The organism is Nocardia sp. NPDC051990 (genome assembly GCF_040680755.1).
In the GTDB taxonomy this organism is placed as follows: Bacteria; Actinomycetota; Actinomycetes; order Mycobacteriales; family Mycobacteriaceae; genus Nocardia.
Map to the genome: position 1 here is coordinate 42254 of NZ_JBFAXH010000024.1, position 17180 is coordinate 59433.

Below are 17180 nucleotides of genomic sequence, written 5' to 3' on the forward strand. Positions count from 1 at the left end.
AGAGGTTGCTGCCCGTCGCCGAGAGCTGGGGCGGGCGTCGTTGTCCGGGAAACCGCGATCATTCAGGTGCGCGGTGACCCGCTCCCACGCCCGAGCGGCGAGCCCACCTCCGCCGAGGAGCACGATGGTCGGTCGCTCGGTGATGGGGTCGCTTCCAAGTGGGTGATGAAGTCGGAAAGGTCTGCGATGAAATCCGTATGGGCATCCAACGGGGCAACGTGGCCGCCGTTGGGGTGTTCATACCAGGAGAGCAGGTTGTTCTCGCGTGCCGCGACCTCGCGCGAAGCGAAATCACCGGCGCCGAAAACGCTTACCGCCGTGGGCACCTGCGAAGGGCAACCGTTCCCTGCGGCTCTGTTGTCGGCATAGATGCGCATGCTGCTGCCGATCGATTGCGTGGCCCAGTAGAAGGTCGCGTTGGCAAAGATGAAATCCTCGCCGAGCCCGAAACCGGCACCCAGCGATGCCTGCCACAGGTCGTATTTGTCGAGTTGCCACGCCAGCAGGCCGGCCGGTGAGTCGTGCAGCCCGATCGCGAGGGAGTCCGGTCTGCGAGCCTGGATGTTGAGGTAGCCGGCTCCTTCGTCCGCGAACTCGCGAAGTCGCTGCCATGGGAGACCGCACTCGGGAGCGTCGGCGATGAACCCACCGAGTCCCGCGCTCACATGAAAGCCCGCCACATGCTCGGGGAAAGCCCCCGCCATTCTCCTGGCGATCACCGATCCCCAGTCTTCCCCGTGCACGATGAAGCGTTCATGCTCGACGCCGAGCATCGCTTCGGTGAGCATGGCTGCGATAGTCGAAACCCCCATGCCGCCATCTCGTGGCATCGGGGCGCCGAAACCGGGGAGGAGCGCGAGAACCACTTCGGACGCGACCTGCTGCAGCGGCTCGATGACACGATGGAACGCAAGGAACGACGTCGGCCAGCCATGGAGAAGCAGAAGAGGCGTCGTGCCGTGTCCCGGAAAACATACGAGTCGCACCTCCCCGAGCCCGGTCTCCACCCGCCGATGACGGCCCCATGTATTGCTCGGCTCCTGGCGCAACCAGTTGAGCCAAGCCTCAGCGTATAAACGCGTGCGAACTGCGGCGACACCCTCGGCCACCGGAGTGGGTGGCCAACGCGTGCTACCCAGCCGCCGCGCAAGATCCGACGCGTGTCCCGGCAAGTTGGGCAGCACAGAAGCCAGAAGTTGGTAACATGTTGTCATTCTTCGACCGTAAGGAAATTGACAGCATGTTGTCAAGTCGCGATGATGCGGATGCCGCCCTTCATGCCCTCTTCGAAGCCAACAGACTTTTGCGTGATGCCGGAGAACGCATAGCGAGTGCGGCGGGACAAACCCATGCGCGTCGAATGGTGTTGCAGAGCGCAACGCAAGCGGCCACGGTGGCCGATATCGCGCGATCCCTGAGCCTCCAACGGCAGGGCGTGCAGCGAATAGCGGACGACCTGGTCAACGAAGGGCTGGCCAGATACGAGGACAACCCACGTCATAGACGATCGAAGCTGCTCGTTGTTACCGACGCCGGTTGCTCCATCCTTTCCGAGATTCGGAAAACGCACAGCGGCTGGCTCGACGAACTCAGGGAGAGTGCCCCCGGCCTCGACTGGTCATCCCTTCGCCGCGACCTCGAATACCTGATTTCCTCACTTCGAAACCAGAGATAGACGAAGCAAGAAGTTCTAGCCGAATACTGGAAGGACCGCGATGACCCTGTCCGACACCGTCGCCCGCTTCGGGAGCCGCGCCTTGCAGACGAGATGGTTCGTCCGCATGCCGATCGCCCTGTACCGGGTCGGCCTCGGCTTCCTGTTCGGCACCCGGCTGCATAACGTTCAATTTGCACAAATTGGGTCTGCATGCACAGGGTGGAGTAGCCGGACGCTAACCGACTGCCCGTGATCGGCCGTTTACCGATTGGTCGATCCGGGTATTCGAGCAGTTGGCAAAGGTGCTCGAAGGCGGACTTTCGCGTCGGTTCAGGGTACGCGAGTCCCCGCGTCGCGTCGCGTCCGCGTGGCTGCAAGGGATGAGGGCTTGACCGCAAACCTGATGATCGTTGACGACGACGAAGTGGTACGTGGCGCACTGCGCACGGCCATGGAAGACGAGGGTTACGACGTCGCCGAGGCGCACGAGGCCGAGGACGCGCTGACCTATCTGCGCAGTAATGACGCTCCCGATGTGATGATCGTCGAGCTGATGCTCGGCGACATGGACGGCTTCGATTGCATCAGGGAGATCCGTCGCGAGCACGACGTGCCGATCATCGTGGTCAGCTCGCGCGATGACACCCACGATGTGGTGGCCGCGCTGGAGGCGGGGGCCGACGACTATGTCACCAAGCCGTTCGAGATCAAGGAGATTTCCGCGCGCATGCGGGCGCTGCGCCGCCGCGCGCGCCTGACCATGGAGCGCGAAGCGCCGCGCGAGGCCGTACTCGACGCGCACCCCGACGCACCACTGGTGCTGGATCGTGACGGTGGCGCGGTGCGTCGCGGCGAAGACGAAATCCGGCTCACCATCACCGAATTCAAATTGCTGTGCGAACTCGCGGAATCGCCCGGGCGGGTGCTCAGCCGCACCGTTCTGCTCGAAAGAGTATGGGAAGACGGCTTTTTCGGCGATGAGCGGATCGTCGATGTCCACATGCGCCGCCTGCGCACCAAAATCGAGCTGGACGCCTCCGATCCGCGCATCGTGGTAACTGTGCGTGGCCTCGGCTACCGACTCGATCTGCAGCGCTGAGCTGTGACCGGGCGGGCAGTGACACCGAATATAACGCTGCCTGTGGTTGTGATCTTTTCGTAATACAACCGCAAAGAGTTCGACAGGTTCACCTCAAAGTTGCTTCGTAAGCCTGGATAAGTACTGCAGACCCGACCAGGGAGACGTATGTCGCTGCACACCTTGTCCACCACGACGATCGAAGCTTCGGTCACCGAATACCCTTCGGCCGTACCGATTTCCAGGCCGCACCCGCAGCCGGTACTGCGCCCGCCGAGAGTCGGTGACGCGGCCCAGATCTGGCGTATCGCCAAGGATTCGCAGGTCCTCGACGCCAATTCCAGCTACGCCTACCTGCTGTGGTGTCGTGATTTCGCGAGCACCTCGGTGGTTGCCGAGGTCGGCGGCCGGGTCGTCGGGTTCGTGATCGGCTACCTGCGTCCACAGGCGCCGGCGACGGTGTTCGCGTGGCAGGTCGCGGTCGATCACGATCAGCGGGGACGAGGCCTCGGCGCCGCGCTGCTGGACGCACTGCTGAACAGCGCTGCCGACGCCGGTGTTTCCGCATTGGAGACCACGATCGCACCGGACAATCCGGCCTCGATCGCGATGTTCGCCTCGGTGGCGCGTCGCCGGTCGGCCCGGATGACCAAGCACCCGCTATTCGATTCCGAACTCTTCCCGGATAGCCACGCTGCCGAGGACCTCTATCTGATCGCCCCTACGGCCCGAAAGCAGGAGGATCGCCGTTGATCACCGCCGAAACAACCATTTTCGAGGAGCTCGAATCCAATGTCCGCGGCTATTGCCGCGCCTGGCCGACGGTGTTCACCACCGCGTCGGGCAGCTGGTTGCGTGCCGAGGATGGGAAGGAGTACCTCGACTTCTTCGCTGGGGCGGGGGCGTTGAACTACGGCCACAACAATCCGGTGCTCAAGCGGCCGCTGCTGGACTACATCGCCGGTGACGGGATCACCCACGGCCTCGATATGTCGACCGCGGCCAAGCGCCGACTGCTGGAAACCCTGCGCGACACCGTGTTCGCGCCGCGTGGCCTGGAATACAAGGTCCAGTTCCCCGGGCCGACCGGCGCGAATGCCGTCGAAGCCGCGCTGAAGTTGGCCCGCAAGGTCACCGGACGCGAGACGATCATCAGCTTCACCAACGCGTTCCACGGCATGTCGCTGGGTGCGCTGTCGGTGACCGGCAATGCCGCCAAGCGGGCCGGTGCTGGTGTGCCGCTGGTACATGCCGCGCATATGCCCTATGACGGTTACTTCGACAACACCACCGCCGATTTTCAGTGGATGGAGCGGGTGCTCGACGACAGCTCGTCCGGTTTCGACCGGCCCGCGGCGGTGATCGTGGAGACGGTGCAGGGTGAGGGAGGTGTGAATATCGCACGCCCGGAGTGGCTGCGGCATCTGTCCGAATTGTGCACCGCGCGTGGCATTTTGCTGATCGTCGATGATGTGCAGATGGGCTGCGGCCGGACCGGACCGTTCTTCTCGTTCGAGATCGCCGGTATCACCCCCGATATCGTGACGCTTTCGAAATCCATCGGCGGCTACGGTTTGCCGCTGGCGCTGGTGCTGTTCAAACCGGAATTCGATGTCTGGGCCCCGGGCGAGCACAATGGCACCTTCCGCGGTAACAACCCGGCCTTTATCACGGCACAGGCCGCGCTAGAGCACTTCTGGTCCGACGGCACCCTGCAGACCTCCACCGAGGCGAAGGACCAGCGGATCGGCGCGGCCCTGGCTCAGGCGGCCGAGTACTTCCCCGGCATTTCGACGCGGGGTCGCGGACTGGTGCACGGCGTGGCCTTCGACGATCCCTCCCAGGCCGGCAAGGTCTGCCAGGTGGCCTTCGAGGATGGACTGCTGGTGGAGACCTCCGGTTCGCTCGATGAAGTGGTGAAGTTGCTGCCGCCGTTGACGGTCACCGACGACGAGGTCGAGCACGGATTGCGGGTGCTGACCGGCGCGATCGGCACCGTCTGCGGAAAGGAGCGTTGAGATGATCGTGCGCAGCACCGCGGAGATCACCGGCACCGAACGCGATGTCGCGGGCCAGGGTTGGCGCAGTAAGCGCATCGTGCTGGGCGGCGACGGCGTCGGATTCTCCTTCCACGAGACCACTATCGAGGCCGGGACCGTGCACGAGTTCCACTACCGGCATCACGTGGAGGCGGTGTGGCTCATCGAAGGTGAGGGGACACTGACCGATCTGGAACACGATGTCAGCTATGAATTGACACCGGGCTCGATGTATCTGCTCGACGGGCACGAGCGCCACCGCTTGGAGGTGCGCACCGATATGCGGATGATGTGCGTGTTCAACCCGCCGGTCACCGGGCAGGAGGTTCACGACAGCGACGGCGTCTACCCACTTGTCGCGGTCCAGATAAGCGGTTAGGAGGCGCAATGACGTTGGTGCGGACCGATGATCGCTACCCGACTCGGCTCGTCACGGCCGGCGAGCACCGGGATCGGACCGATCCTACGGTGTGGGGCGCGGTCGATTCCGAGGAGCTGGCCTCCTTCGGTGCCAATGGTTTCGGGATCGTCGAAGAGCTGCTGACACCCGCCGAGGTCGCGGAGTTCAGTGCCGAAATCGACCGTCTCGCTGGTGATCCGGTGCTGCGAGGTGATGACCGGGTAATCGTGGAGAAGGCATCGAACCGGGTGCGGTCGGTCTTCGAGGTACATCGGCTCAGTGGCGCGATCGCCGACCTGGTGCGTGAATCCCGGGTGGCCGGATTGGCCAGACAGGTGCTCGGTTCGGATGTCTACATCCATCAGAGCCGAGTGAACTATATGCCCGGCTTCCGCGGCACCGGCTTCTACTGGCATTCGGATTTCGAGACCTGGCACGCCGAGGACGGTATGCCCGCACCGCGTGCGGTCAGCCTGTCCATCGCCCTGACCGACAACTACCCGATCAATGGCAGCCTCATGGTGATGCCGGGCTCGCACCGGACCTTCGTGCCGTGTACCGGCAGCACTCCGGCCGAGCACTATCGAGAGTCGTTGCAGGAGTAAGAGATCGGCGTACCGACGCACGCCGATATCGAGGCGCTGGCGAAACGGTACGGCATCACCCAGTTCACCGGCAGCGCCGGATCGGCCCTGCTGTTCGATTCGAACATCATGCACGGTTCGTCGAACAACATCACGCCGTTCCCGCGCTCGAACATCTTCCTGGTGTTCAACAGCATGGAGAACACGCTGCTGGAGCCGTTCGCCGCCCCGGGCCCGCGACCGGCATATATCGCGAGCCGGGACTTCACGCCGGTGTAGTCCGGTACAACGCAACCGGTCTCCGGCCACCTCACCCGAGACTGGTTGCGCGCGTGGGTAACCCGTTGTCGATGAAGATCCGCTCGCTCGGTACGTCGACCGTGAGGAGCTGGTCGGTTCGGATCTCGATGTCCTGTTCATCTGTGGAACAGCGGCAGTGGCCGCGGAACGGTTCACCCGTACCCACAACTGTTCCACATAATGGGTCTGAGCGGGACAGTGCGCGGAACACCTCTACGGGGCAGTCGTGAGCGGCGGCGGGAGCTTCGATTCGGGGTGTTCCGCTGGTGGATTGGCATACGGAACACTGGCATCACGTTGTTGTGCGGGCTGTTTCCTTGTGCTGCACCGTGTTTACCCGTTGCCTGCTCGACAGCAACGGGGTAGCGCGGTCATCCATATGCGCGGATGACGCCGCCAGTGTCTTCGCCTTCGATGCAGCGCAGGTAGTGGTCGACGAGTTCGTTCATCGGCACCGGACGCATACCAGGAAAGTCTCCGGCGAAGGCGTCGACGGAATCACCGATCATGGTGGGGCTGACCACGTTGATCCGCATACGCCGCGGTAGCTCGATCGCAGCCGAAAGGACGAAGCTGTGTAAGGCTCCACTGATGACGCCGCCGCCGGTGACATGTGGCCACGGTTGGTCGGCGAAGATACCGGATGTAAGGGTGAAGGACGCGGCGTCGGCACAGTGATGCTGCCCGGTGAGGACCAGATCAACTTGCCCGAAGAACTTGGCTTGCATGTTGTCGTACAGCGCGTCCGATGACAGTGTGCTGAACTCGTCGAGCGCACCGTGCGCTGCGATGCTCACGACGCCGTCGACCGCCCCGACCTTGCGGTACATGGACTCGATGGTTTCGTGTGAGGTCAGATCGACGCGGATGTCACCCGAGGTGCGTCCGGCCACGACAACGTCATGGCCGTGCGATCGCAACGCGGGCACCAACCGTCGTCCGATGGTGCCCGCGCCGCCGACAACGATGATTCTCACCGTGGGTTCTCCTTCCGAGACGAGGTTATTGCTGGTGCGAGGCTTGGTTCTAGGCTCTTTGTCAGCAGGGTGAGCGCGTCGGCATCGGATGTGCCGGGATGCGTGTAGAACAGCCCGATCTGCTGGTCATCGTCAGTCAAGGTGACCGTCTCGTTCGCCAGGGTCACTCGCCCGACGACTGGATGGTCGAACTCGCGCACGTAGTACGAGCAGGTTTGGACGGGGCGCCGCGCCCACATTCTCGCGAACTCCGGGCTGTCGACGGCAAGTTGGCCGACAATCTGTTCGAGCATGTGGTCGGCCGGATGCCGCGCCACCGCCTGATGCAGGGCCGCGACTGTGACCTGCGCTTTGGCGTGCCAGTCGCAATACAGCGCGCGGTGGTGGGGGTCGAGGAACAGCATTCGGGCGATGTTCGGCCGGATCCTCGTGTCCGGGGCGTCGAAGTCGACATGGCCGGCCAGCAGAGCGTGACCGAGGCGATTCCACGCGAGGATGTCTGCGCGGTGGTCGATCACGATCGCTGGTATTCCAGCGATAACGGCGAGCAACTCCCGTACCGAGGGCCGCAGCTTACTTCTGCGGGAACGAGAGCGAGTCGGCCGTCTCGGAGCAGCGAGAATCCGCAGATGCTCATGCTCGGCAGAATCGAGCCGCAACGCCACGGCCAGCGCGTCGATGACAGCAGCGGAAGCGCTATCGCTGACTCCCTGTTCGAGTCGCGTGTAGTAGCCAACACTGACCCCGGCCAGCTCGGCCAGCTCCTCCCTGCGCAGCCCAGGGACTCGCCGATAAGTGACGCCAGGTTCGATGCCAGCTTCTGCTGGACTCAGTCGTTCGCGGCGGCTACGCAGGAACCCGCCGAGATCGTTCGCTCGTGTGTTGGCCACCAATCCATCATCGTGTCGGCTACCAGAGTCTGCCTGCCCCAAACATGGGTACCCTCGCCGATCTTCCGTGCATTATGTGCCGCATCCTGCTGAGCTTGGAACCCCAGATCCGATGTGGCAGATCCCATGTGGCGACTCCAAGCCAAGCGCGGTCGATTGACCAGAAGTGGGTGTCGCGGCCATCAGGCCGCGTTTACCGGGTCGCCGATGGTGGCCAGGCGGGCGAACTGGTCGTCGGACAGTGCGATTTCCAGCGCGCCCATGTTCTCTGCGAGGTGTGTGAGCGAGGCGGTTCCCGGGATCGGGATCGTTGTCGGTGAGCGGTGTAGCAGCCAGGCGAGCGCGACTTGGGCGGGTGTCGCGCCGATCTGTGCGGCGATCGCGGAGACCGGGCTGTCCGGGCCGGCGTGTTCGCCCATGGCGATGGGGAAGTAGGGCACGAAGGCGATGCCGTGTTCAGCCGTGTAGTCCAGGACGGCCTCATGCTGGCGGGCGAGCAGATTGTAGTGGTTCTGCACCGCCGCGATCGGGGTGATGTTCGCGGCGGTCTGGAGTTCGTGTACCGAGACTTCCGACAGACCGATGTGGCGCACCTTGCCTTCCTGCTGGAGCTGATACAGGGTTCCGATCTGATCGGCGAGCGGTACAGCGGGATCGATGCGATGCAGATAGAGCAGATCGATGCGGTCCACTCGCAACCGCCGCAGGCTCAGCTCGGTCTGCTGGCGCAGGTAGGCGGGGTGGCCGAGCGGCACCCATTCTTCGGGTCCGGGTCGGGTGTTGCCGATTTTGGTGGCGACCACGAGATCGCCACGATAGGGATGCAGCGCCTCGGCGATGAGTTTTTCGTTTCCGCCCAGCGCATAAGCGTCGGCGGTGTCGATGAGATTCACCCCCAGCGCGACAGCGCCGCGCAACACAGCGAGCGCCTCGGCGCGATCGGTCGGAGGCCGCCAGATATGCGCGGTGCCACCACCGCGGGATGTGGGCGTGTCGGTAAGCCGCATGGCGCCGTAGCCGATCCGACGTACCGGGAGATCGCCACCGAGGCTGAAGAATTCGCTTGCTATTGCAGTCATGCCACTCACTGTAAAATCTGACATGGATGTGAGAATCAAGCGAGCGTGAGGCGGACCACATGAGAATCGGTGAGCTGTCCCGAACCACCGGCGTCAACCCACGGTTGCTGCGGTACTACGAGCAACAGGGCCTGCTTACCTCGCAGCGCGCCGCCGGTGGCCATCGCCGCTTCGGCGAGGATGCCCCGGCTACGGTCGGTCACATCCGGGCCATGCTCGCGGCAGGACTGTCGACCCGAGTCATCCAGCAGGTGCTGCCCTGCGTGGAAGGGCCGGGCCCGCAAATAAATGCCTGCGTCGCTGATGTTCTGCGAGAACGGTTGCGCGATATCGGGGAGCAGATCACGACCCTGGAAAACGCACGTTCTGCCCTCACCGGCATGCTCGCCACTGTGACACAGTCGTAGCGCCCTGACGCCTGGCCGGATCCGATACGAGGAATCCTCGGCGATCAGGCGAGCCGTCATCACGCAATCGGACGGCCCTCTGATCACAACAACTTCGGGAGTCCTGGACCATGCAGCGCGTGTCAGCGGTAGACGTCAAGCGTGACGGTGAGCGTTGCCAGCGCGTAGCGTGTCCGAGATCGCGGGCGCGTCCCTGGACGTCCGTGCGGTCGGCGGCGGGCCGCTCGGCCCATAGCTTGCCGAGACGTGCTCGAGTATCGGCCAGTACCCACAGCAGCGCCGACCACAACCGGCCCTTGGTCGTTGCGGTCAGGTTGATTCGGGCAATCCAGTAGGTGGGTACCGATGCGGCCGCTCGCCATATGTCCGCGAACAGCTCGACGACCTCGGTGTCGCTGCGAACCGCCCGGCGACGGTCCGCCGCGACCGTCGCCCCCGGAACCCGAGCGAGGTGCGCCATCTGCGCATCGCAGCTGCGCCGATACCCGGATGGCGGCCGAGTTGGGCAACTGATTTGCTAGCTCAATGCCTGGTAGAGGGTGAGCCAGCGGTCGGGGGAGATGAGGCCGACCGGCTCATCGAGGGCGATTCCGGCCATGGTGCAGGCCGCTCGGACCTTCGGAGCCGGAGCGGCCTGGCGCAGCGTGGCCGCGAGGGAGCCGCCGAGGCCGGAGAAGCCGAATTCCACAAATTGGTGGTAGCCGTGGAGTTCCTGACGGGTGAGAAGTGGTTGTTCACGTCGGCGCAGTCGCAGGACAGCGGCGTCGACCTGCGGTATCAGATGGAAGTGGTAGCGATGGACTCTGACGTCCAATTCCATTGTGACGGTGGGCCATTGGGTGACGGTGAGTTTGGTCCAGCGCCCGTAGTCCCCGGCGTATTTGCGGGCGAACTCGCATTGGGTCAATAATGTCGCCGAAGTGAGCTTCGGTGCCGCCAGACACCACCGCACGATATCGGTACTCGCGGCAAACGGGATATTGGCGACGACCGTGAATGGTTCTCGGGGTGGGGTGATTTCGCGAATATCGGCGTGGCGCACGTGAATTCGGCGGTCGCTTGCATATCGTGCACGGAGTTTCGCGGCGTAGTGGCGATCCTTTTCATAGGCGAGGACGCGGTGCGCGTTGTTCAGGAGATGACCGGTGAGCATGCCATCGCCGGGGCCGATCTCCACGACGAGGTCATCGGCGCTGATACCGGCCGCGCGTACCAGCCTCCGCGCCACGGGGATATCGGTGAGGAAGTTCTGCGATAGCTGTTTGCGGATGCTGCCGGAGCCGATTCCGCCAGTTCGGTCGTCACGCGATCGCACTGCGAAAATCGAGGCGAACTTGTCGGGGTATCCGGCACACTGTCGCTCATGATGGTGCGCTCGGTTCCCGACCTGATCACTGTCGCCGAAAGCGGCGGCCGGGTGAAATACCTGCGATTCTGGGGTCACCAGCCGCAGCGCGACAGCAGTATCGGCTGCGGATGCCTGAGCCAATGGTGGCCCGCACCGTTCGTCGTCGATGGTCTGACCTATGCCACGGCCGAGCATTACATGATGTGGGGCAAGGCGATGGCTTTCGGTGATACCGAAGTCGCCGAGCGGATTCTCGCGGCCGGACATCCCAAGCAGGCGAAGGGCCTCGGCCGCAGAGTCCGCGGGTTCAGCGAGATCATCTGGGATGCAAGCCGTTTCGACATCGTGGTGACCGGAAGTGTGGCGAAATTCGGTCAGCACGAAGAACTGAAGCAGTACCTGCTCGGCACCGGAAAACGCGTGCTCGTCGAGGCCAGTCCGGTCGACCAGGTGTGGGGGATCGGACTTACCGACGACGATCCGCGAGCCGAGAATCCCGCCGCCTGGCGTGGACTCAATCTGCTCGGCTTCGCGCTGATGGTTGCCAGGGCTCAGCTGGCGGCGGCGAATTCCGCTGCCGCTCAGCCGAAATGACCGATTGATCGTGTTCGTCGGTCTGCTCCTCGGCTGCGCAGGCACGCCAAGCCCTGGCTTCATCGTGATTGCCCCGATGTTCGAGAAGGTCGGCGAGTCCGGCCATGGCGCGTGATTCGCGGCGCGCGGCCGCGGTGCGCCACCAGCGCTCGGCATCGCCGAGTTCACCGCGATTGAACAGGACGACGCCCAGGTCGTAGGCGGCGCCGGCGTGTCCGGCCTCGGCCGCCTGTGCCCACAGGCCGCACGCCTGTTCCTCCTCACCGCATCCGAACATGGCGATGCCGAGATCGTAGAGAGCGGCGCGATAACCGCGGTCGGCATCGTTGGTACGCGGTTGTGGTTGCGCGGGCTTCATTGGTTCCGAGAGCCGGGCATAGTCGGAATCCGTTGCCGGTTGTGGCGTTACCGGCATATGCTCTTCGATTGTCGGCGACGGCTCCTCGAACCGGGTATGCGCGGGTAGCGGTGTGGTCTGCTCTGCCTCCGGAAGCTCAGGGCGGGCGAAGGTCGTTCGCAGCGGTTCCGGGAAACGCACCGATTCGAGGTCAGGGGGTGTCGGCTGCGGCGGCTCGGGGAGTCGAGGCTGCTCAGGCGTAGTGGATACGGCTTGCTGCGGCTGAGTCGGTGGCGTCGGCTGCGCGGATCTGTCCTGTCGCGGTTCTGCGGGCCATGGCGGTTGGGGCGCGGCAGCCGGGTCCGGGACTGCGACGGCCGACAAACTCGCGGTCTCCACCTCGACCACCAGGTTGGCGAAATTCGGTGGGCCCTCGCCGACACTGCACCAGAGGGTGATTCGGCCGTCAGGTGGTTGCTCGATGAGAATGCCGTAGTTGCCGGACCAGGATTTCTGTGCGCCGAACCCGTCGACCCAGACCGGCGTCAGCGAGAATAGTGCATTCGGATCGGTCGGGACCACGTCGAAGGTGACGCCGGCGGCGAGGGCATCGCTCCACACATCGACACCAGCCAGGCTTCTGCCATCGATGCCGATATGCCCGTCGACCACCGACAGTCCGATACCGTGTCCGCGCAGACCCGCGGGTGGTGCCGCGGACAGCAGCGTCATGGTGACCCTGATCGGCGCGGGCCCGACTTGTTCGGTGTACATCGGGTAAATCAGGCTGCCATTCCAGGTGATCGGGTCGGCGGATTGATAGCGGGCGGCCAGCGGTAGGTTGTCCGGCGAATTTTGGGCATACCAGTGCGAATACGACTGATTCATATTGTGCCCCGACCTTTCACCGATGTTTCCTCGCCCCTGTCTTCACGGTCCGGCCGGTAACACCGTACCCGCCTCGGATGTGGTAGGCGTGTCAGTATCGGGTGCACCGCATGCGATTCACCCGACCGTGACGTCGAAAAGTTCCTCGCCCGTTGTGGTACGGCGGCCAGTCCGTCGAGTTCGCGCCGCACGGAATCGCCATTGTGCCCGATAAGTTGAGCAGTACGGTCAGTCTGTTCAGGGCGTCGGCGACCAGTTGGTGGTCGATGCGCAGTTCCGCCAATACCGGTGCCAGTTAGGGGAACTGGCCGGCGAGTGTCGGGTCAGCGCGGCGCAGAATACCGCGCAGTGCGCGCGAAGTTACGTTTCGCCGATTACCTGGTCCGCTACAAAACGGCGAAATGGCGGCGCGAATTCGCCAGTCGCACTGCGTAATTCCGAGAATCGCGGTTACCGAACCAAGCGCTTGCTACGCTCACCCGATGATCCCCACAATTGTCTGGGGCACCGGCAATGTCGGCCGCGCGGCCATCCGCGCCGTCGACGCGCACCCGGCGCTGGAACTCACGGGCGTGCTCGTCCACAATCCGGATAAGGTCGGCCGCGACGCAGGTCGGCTCGCGGGACTCGACTACGACCTCGGTATCCCGGCAACCGCCGATATCGATTCGGCCCTCGCGGGCGGCGCTTCGGCCGTGGTGTACGCGTCATCGGGCGATATCCGTCCCGATGACGCGCTCGGCGACATCGTCCGGGCCATCGAGTCCGGCGCGGTCGTCGTCACTCCGGCGCTGTACGCGCTCTACGATCCACGCAGCGCCCCACCCGAAATGCGCGATTCGGTGCTCGCGGCCGTCGCGCGGGGCGGCGGGTCGCTATTCGTCTCCGGTGTCGATCCCGGCTGGGGCAATGATGTGCTACCGCTGCTGATGAGCGGACTCGGCAGCACCGTTGATGCGATCCGGTGCCAGGAGATCTTCGACTACACCACCTACGACCAGCCTGATTCGGTGCGCTATCTGGTCGGCATGGGCCAGCCGATGGACTATCTGCCGCCGATGGTGGCGCCGGGCGTCCCGACCATGGTGTGGGGCGGCCAGATTCGGTTGATGGCGCGGGCGCTGGGCGTCGAGCTCGAGGAGATCAGCGAAACCTTGGACCGGCGCGCGCTCGACGCCACGGTGACCACCGAGCGGATGGGGGAGTTCGCGGCGGGTACGCAGGGCGCGTTGCGCTTCGAGGTGCAGGGGATCGTCGCGGGCGAGGCACGCATCATCATCGAGCACGTCACTCGGATCGACCGGTCCTGCGCACCGGACTGGCCGACGCCACCGGACGGCGAGGGCGCGCACCGCGTGCTCATCGAGGGCCACCCACGCATCGAAATCACCATCGAGGCCGCCGACGAGGACGGAAACCGTTCCGCGGGCGGCAATGCCACCGCGGTCGGCCGACTGGTGAATGCCATCGACTGGCTCGTCGACGCCGAACCCGGACTCTATGACGCCCTCGATGTCCCACTGCGCCCCGCAGTCGGCAAGCTCGGAAGGAAACACACATGATCATCGACATACCCGAGGGCAAGGACCCGATCGGTTACGTATGGGGCGAGATGGTGCCCGGAATCGGCCTTGCCGCCTCGAACTTCTCGCTGTCGGTGTATTCGCATTCCACCCTCGGACTGCGCGAATTCGAGGCGGCGCGACTGAAGATCGCGCAGGTCAACGGCTGCATCTTCTGCCTGGATTGGCGCACCGAACGCGACGGTCAGAAGGTGGAGCCGGAGTTCGCGGACGCGGTTACCAACTGGCGCACCACCGAGCTGTTCGACGATCGCACCCGGCTGGCCGCCGAATACGCCGAACGCTACGCCACCGATCACCACAATCTCGATGACGAGTTCTGGGATCGGATGCGGGCGCACTACAGCCAGACCGAAATCGTCGAATTGAGTATGAGCATCGGGTCGTGGTTGGCCTTCGGGCGGCTCAACCATGTGCTCGGGCTGGACACGGTGTGTGTACTGCCTGGACATTCGTCGTAGGCGAATGACTTCGTCCCAGAGATAAATAGGTTTCTGAGCCGGGTTTGGCGACCTTGAGTCGTGCCATGTCCGCCGAGCCGAGCACCTTACTCGGGTTGATCCAGCGCGGTCGTGTGCTTCTTTCGAAGCGGCGCGCGTTGGCCGGCGGTTGTGGGATGCCGATACGGGTCAACCGATCGGTGGCCCCCTCACCCGTCATACCGGCTGGGTCAACTCGGTGGCGTTCCGTCCCGACGGCCGCATGTTGGCCAGCGCCAGTTCCGACGGCACCGTGCGGTTGTGGGATGTCGCCTTCACCGTCGACGTCGCGGTTACCTCTGCTCCTGAGCCGGAGATTCCTTCACACTCGATCGGTGGAAGCGGCATGTATCCAAGGGGCCGAAACCTCGGCAGCTGTGTCCCTGAGACTCGCCCGCCTCCGAAACACCCATCTCGCCCAGTTAGGCCGGCAAGGAGAAGCCCTCGGGTGGTGAGCCCTCGACGAACAGCATCTGCACCCGAGCCTTGCCTTCCCGTATCTTCCGGGCTTGCCGGTACTCCGGGGAGTTGTACCACTGCCGAATCCGATCCATGTCGGGAAACTCGATGACCAGCATTCGGGGTGAGTCCCAACTACCTTCCACGGGTTCGGGCGTGGGGCCTGCGACCAGGTAGCGGCCACCATGGTCGAGGATCGACTTCTGGGCGACGGGGGCATAGGCCCAGCCGGCCTCCTCGTCAAGTACCTCGACGTTAACGATGACATAAGCAGGCATGTGATCTACCACCTTTCGGACACGGCGTGTAGTAATGGCACGCATAAGAGTATTGATACCCTGTATCCTGTCAAGGTGGGCCAGATCGATAACGAACCCGGCGTGCGTGCGCAGAGCCGTCGGGAGCGACTGCGAGCGGAGACCTCTCGGGAGATCCGGGCCATCGCGCTGCGGCAGATGGCCGACGGGGGGCCTGGGGCGATCTCACTGCGCGGCATCGCCCGTGAGATGGGGATGACCCCACGCGCAATCTACAGTTACTTCCCTACCCGGGACGACTTGATCACCGCGCTGATCAGCGGAATCGCTACATCACTTGCGGAATCGTTGGAGACCGCGACAAACGCCGTGCCCGACACCGACCCCGCCGGCAAGCTGGTGGCCTGGGGCCAGGCCCTGAGAGAATGGGCGCTAGTTCATCCGGAGAGCTTCCGGCTCTTCTATGGACACCCCGTCCCCGGCTATCAACCCCCCGAGGACGGGCCGGTGGACCAGACCGCGCGCCGGGTGTGCCGCGAGCTGACCCGCCTGGTGGCCGCCGCATGGCTCGACGCCCGGCATTGCCAACCCGAGGAAACCTCCTGGTCCGACCTTCACCCCGACTACGTCGCGAAAATTCGGAAAGATCTCCCGGACGTGCCGCCGGCCGCGGCGGCGCTCGCGCTACGTGTCTGGGGCCGCATGCACGGCTTGGTGGCCCTGGAGATCGATGGTCACATCCACCCCGTTGCACGCAACCCCGCTGCGTTGCACCACGCCGAAATGCTCGACCTGGTCAGGTCACTCGGTCTCGCCGAGCACCATTGCCGCGATGACCAGTCCGAGCCAGGCAAAGGTCTGGCCCATCAGGTCGAACCGATGCAGAGAGCCACATAAGAAGACTCCGTGCTACCGCCGTGGGCAAATCCTTGCGCCGCTGCGGGCACCTCCTCGCTCCCGCCAGCGTCGCCCGAAACATCGCTCGTCGCGTTTGTCGTCGGCGACAGACCACCCCGCATTCATCTGGTCAACAGCGCCGGTGTGCGCGGGCGTCCGATCTCCTCAGTCGGCCCGCCGTGCTGTCGCGCCCTCGTGGACGAGCCAGAATGGCTGTTGTCCGCGGCCTGGGTGTCGGCGGGCATCGGGCCGACGTGCGCCGCGCGGGAGTTGATTACGTGAGCCCGCCAGTGCGCTGGGCCTGGACACGCTCACCACGGCGGTTTCCACAAGATCGTTGGTCACGGGCTCGTAGCCACCCGAAACACACCACGGCAGCGGCCACCGCGGCCGTGACCACACCGGTGGTGATCGTGCTGATCGGCCGGTCCAACCCCGGGGTGCAGACGTCGATCACGTTGGCCATGGCGTGCATCAGGATCGCGGCACTCACTCCGTGTCCGGTTCGGACGTGCGGCCAGACGATGAGGACGCGAAGTGCGACAGTGCCGAGAAACCAGCCCGCGATCCAGGTCGCCGGGTGCCCGGCCTGTAGCAGCGGAATCAGATGCCAGGCGGCCCAATACACACCCAGCCCCAACCCGGTCCGCAGCATGCCAAAGCGCTGCTGCAACGGCTCGGTGGCATATGCGGTCCAGCCCCCTCACAGGTCGCCGTGATCGCGAAGACCACGAGCAGAACCGGTACCGCGGTGAGTGACAGCGGCAGTGCCGCCGTGGGCTGTTCCGCCCAGCGTGCCCACGCAGTGGACACCCTTAGTTCGGGGCCGTGTCGGCGTGAATCGTGTCCGGTTGCACGTCGGAGTCGTTGCGCAGCAACCCATCGATGATGTAGACGGCCTCCCACGCCCGCACGGCACGATGCAGG

General features: G+C 64.4%; 19 protein-coding genes and 2 pseudogenes. 12 read left to right on the top strand and 9 right to left on the bottom strand.

Annotation, left to right across the window (positions count from 1 at the left end; translation table 11 throughout):
• Positions 1-62: 62 nt before the first annotated feature.
• Positions 63-1214 carry an alpha/beta fold hydrolase gene (locus tag AB0L63_RS29535; protein WP_364507371.1) on the bottom strand — a complete coding sequence of 384 codons (1152 nt, stop codon included), beginning with the start codon at positions 1212-1214 and terminating at the stop codon, positions 63-65.
• Between AB0L63_RS29535 and AB0L63_RS29540 the strand changes: the two genes are divergently transcribed.
• The 6 genes and pseudogenes from AB0L63_RS29540 to thpD all read left to right on the top strand — a co-directional run bounded on the left by AB0L63_RS29540 (position 1205) and on the right by thpD (position 6037).
• Complete coding sequence (locus tag AB0L63_RS29540; RefSeq protein ID WP_364507374.1) at positions 1205-1675, top strand: MarR family transcriptional regulator; 471 nt, start codon at positions 1205-1207, stop codon at positions 1673-1675. The two genes, AB0L63_RS29535 and AB0L63_RS29540, sit on opposite strands and share 10 nt — an antisense overlap.
• A 370-nt stretch (positions 1676-2045) precedes the next feature.
• Positions 2046-2756: a response regulator transcription factor gene (locus AB0L63_RS29545; RefSeq protein WP_364507377.1), complete on the top strand. Its 711-nt coding sequence runs from the start codon at positions 2046-2048 to the stop codon at positions 2754-2756.
• A 147-nt stretch (positions 2757-2903) separates the two neighbouring features.
• Entirely contained in the window at positions 2904-3488 is a 585-nt protein-coding gene (gene ectA, locus AB0L63_RS29550) for a diaminobutyrate acetyltransferase (RefSeq protein ID WP_364507380.1), read from the top strand.
• Positions 3485-4753, top strand: a complete 1269-nt coding sequence (gene ectB, locus AB0L63_RS29555; protein WP_364507383.1) for a diaminobutyrate--2-oxoglutarate transaminase — start codon at positions 3485-3487, stop codon at positions 4751-4753. The genes ectA and ectB overlap by 4 nt, the downstream gene beginning before the upstream one ends.
• A 1-nt stretch (position 4754) precedes the next feature.
• Positions 4755-5153 carry an ectoine synthase gene (locus tag AB0L63_RS29560; protein ID WP_364507386.1) on the top strand — a complete coding sequence of 133 codons (399 nt, stop codon included), beginning with the start codon at positions 4755-4757 and terminating at the stop codon, positions 5151-5153.
• 8 nt (positions 5154-5161) lie between these two features.
• A pseudogene (gene thpD / locus AB0L63_RS29565) lies at positions 5162-6037 on the top strand (ectoine hydroxylase).
• 392 nt (positions 6038-6429) lie between these two features.
• Here thpD and AB0L63_RS29570 read toward each other — a convergent pair.
• From AB0L63_RS29570 to AB0L63_RS29580, 3 genes are all read right to left on the bottom strand, one after another.
• Positions 6430-7035 (bottom strand): short chain dehydrogenase, encoded by a 606-nt coding sequence (locus tag AB0L63_RS29570; RefSeq protein ID WP_364507388.1) that lies wholly within the window; start codon positions 7033-7035, stop codon positions 6430-6432.
• Positions 7032-7925: a helix-turn-helix transcriptional regulator gene (locus AB0L63_RS29575; protein WP_364507391.1), complete on the bottom strand. Its 894-nt coding sequence runs from the start codon at positions 7923-7925 to the stop codon at positions 7032-7034. The genes AB0L63_RS29570 and AB0L63_RS29575 overlap by 4 nt, the downstream gene beginning before the upstream one ends.
• Positions 7926-8107: 182 nt before the next feature.
• Positions 8108-9004, bottom strand: coding sequence for an aldo/keto reductase (locus AB0L63_RS29580; protein WP_364507394.1), 897 nt, complete (start codon positions 9002-9004; stop codon positions 8108-8110).
• 59 nt (positions 9005-9063) lie between these two features.
• Here AB0L63_RS29580 and AB0L63_RS29585 point away from each other — a divergent pair, with 59 nt between their 5' ends.
• Positions 9064-9411 (top strand): MerR family transcriptional regulator, encoded by a 348-nt coding sequence (locus AB0L63_RS29585; protein ID WP_364507396.1) that lies wholly within the window; start codon positions 9064-9066, stop codon positions 9409-9411.
• A 517-nt stretch (positions 9412-9928) separates the two neighbouring features.
• Here AB0L63_RS29585 and erm read toward each other — a convergent pair.
• The gene (erm, locus tag AB0L63_RS29590; protein ID WP_364507398.1) at positions 9929-10726 is read right to left on the bottom strand and encodes a 23S ribosomal RNA methyltransferase Erm; all 798 of its coding nucleotides are present in this window, start codon (positions 10724-10726) and stop codon (positions 9929-9931) included.
• Between the two features lie 48 nt (positions 10727-10774).
• Here erm and AB0L63_RS29595 point away from each other — a divergent pair, with 48 nt between their 5' ends.
• Positions 10775-11353, top strand: a complete 579-nt coding sequence (locus tag AB0L63_RS29595) for an NADAR family protein (RefSeq protein WP_364507401.1) — start codon at positions 10775-10777, stop codon at positions 11351-11353.
• Here the strand turns inward: AB0L63_RS29595 and AB0L63_RS29600 are convergent.
• Positions 11274-12578: a tetratricopeptide repeat protein gene (locus tag AB0L63_RS29600; protein WP_364507404.1), complete on the bottom strand. Its 1305-nt coding sequence runs from the start codon at positions 12576-12578 to the stop codon at positions 11274-11276. The two genes, AB0L63_RS29595 and AB0L63_RS29600, sit on opposite strands and share 80 nt — an antisense overlap.
• Positions 12579-13060: 482 nt before the next feature.
• Between AB0L63_RS29600 and AB0L63_RS29605 the strand changes: the two genes are divergently transcribed.
• The 3 genes and pseudogenes from AB0L63_RS29605 to AB0L63_RS29615 all read left to right on the top strand — a co-directional run.
• Positions 13061-14140: a dihydrodipicolinate reductase gene (locus tag AB0L63_RS29605; RefSeq protein ID WP_364507406.1), complete on the top strand. Its 1080-nt coding sequence runs from the start codon at positions 13061-13063 to the stop codon at positions 14138-14140.
• On the top strand, positions 14137-14622 hold the full coding sequence (locus AB0L63_RS29610; RefSeq protein WP_364507409.1) for a carboxymuconolactone decarboxylase family protein: 486 nt from the start codon (positions 14137-14139) through the stop codon (positions 14620-14622). The genes AB0L63_RS29605 and AB0L63_RS29610 overlap by 4 nt, the downstream gene beginning before the upstream one ends.
• A gap of 148 nt (positions 14623-14770) precedes the next feature.
• Positions 14771-14902: pseudogene (locus AB0L63_RS29615) on the top strand (hypothetical protein); the annotation flags it as partial.
• A gap of 160 nt (positions 14903-15062) precedes the next feature.
• Here AB0L63_RS29615 and AB0L63_RS29620 read toward each other — a convergent pair.
• Positions 15063-15377, bottom strand: coding sequence for a DUF1330 domain-containing protein (locus AB0L63_RS29620; protein ID WP_364507411.1), 315 nt, complete (start codon positions 15375-15377; stop codon positions 15063-15065).
• 75 nt (positions 15378-15452) lie between these two features.
• Between AB0L63_RS29620 and AB0L63_RS29625 the strand changes: the two genes are divergently transcribed.
• Positions 15453-16253 carry a TetR/AcrR family transcriptional regulator gene (locus AB0L63_RS29625; protein ID WP_364507414.1) on the top strand — a complete coding sequence of 267 codons (801 nt, stop codon included), beginning with the start codon at positions 15453-15455 and terminating at the stop codon, positions 16251-16253.
• A 274-nt stretch (positions 16254-16527) separates the two neighbouring features.
• Here AB0L63_RS29625 and AB0L63_RS29630 read toward each other — a convergent pair whose 3' ends face one another.
• Positions 16528-16908, bottom strand: a complete 381-nt coding sequence (locus tag AB0L63_RS29630; RefSeq protein ID WP_364507417.1) for a hypothetical protein — start codon at positions 16906-16908, stop codon at positions 16528-16530.
• A 160-nt stretch (positions 16909-17068) separates the two neighbouring features.
• Positions 17069-17167 carry a Tn3 family transposase gene (locus tag AB0L63_RS29635; protein ID WP_364507419.1) on the bottom strand — a complete coding sequence of 33 codons (99 nt, stop codon included), beginning with the start codon at positions 17165-17167 and terminating at the stop codon, positions 17069-17071.
• Between the last annotated feature and the right edge of the window lie 13 nt (positions 17168-17180).

Coding starts and splice junctions, on each gene's coding strand:
- AB0L63_RS29585 (WP_364507396.1), top strand. CDS start 9,064: ATGAGAATCGGTGAGCTGTCCCGAACCACCGGCGTCAACCCACGGTTG.
- AB0L63_RS29535 (WP_364507371.1), bottom strand. CDS start 1,214: ATGACAACATGTTACCAACTTCTGGCTTCTGTGCTGCCCAACTTGCCG.
- AB0L63_RS29560 (WP_364507386.1), top strand. CDS start 4,755: ATGATCGTGCGCAGCACCGCGGAGATCACCGGCACCGAACGCGATGTC.
- AB0L63_RS29540 (WP_364507374.1), top strand. CDS start 1,205: ATGTTGTCATTCTTCGACCGTAAGGAAATTGACAGCATGTTGTCAAGT.
- AB0L63_RS29620 (WP_364507411.1), bottom strand. CDS start 15,377: ATGCCTGCTTATGTCATCGTTAACGTCGAGGTACTTGACGAGGAGGCC.
- ectA (WP_364507380.1), top strand. CDS start 2,904: ATGTCGCTGCACACCTTGTCCACCACGACGATCGAAGCTTCGGTCACC.
- AB0L63_RS29580 (WP_364507394.1), bottom strand. CDS start 9,004: ATGACTGCAATAGCAAGCGAATTCTTCAGCCTCGGTGGCGATCTCCCG.
- AB0L63_RS29600 (WP_364507404.1), bottom strand. CDS start 12,578: ATGAATCAGTCGTATTCGCACTGGTATGCCCAAAATTCGCCGGACAAC.
- AB0L63_RS29595 (WP_364507401.1), top strand. CDS start 10,775: ATGATGGTGCGCTCGGTTCCCGACCTGATCACTGTCGCCGAAAGCGGC.
- AB0L63_RS29630 (WP_364507417.1), bottom strand. CDS start 16,908: ATGCTGCGGACCGGGTTGGGGCTGGGTGTGTATTGGGCCGCCTGGCAT.
- AB0L63_RS29605 (WP_364507406.1), top strand. CDS start 13,061: ATGATCCCCACAATTGTCTGGGGCACCGGCAATGTCGGCCGCGCGGCC.
- AB0L63_RS29610 (WP_364507409.1), top strand. CDS start 14,137: ATGATCATCGACATACCCGAGGGCAAGGACCCGATCGGTTACGTATGG.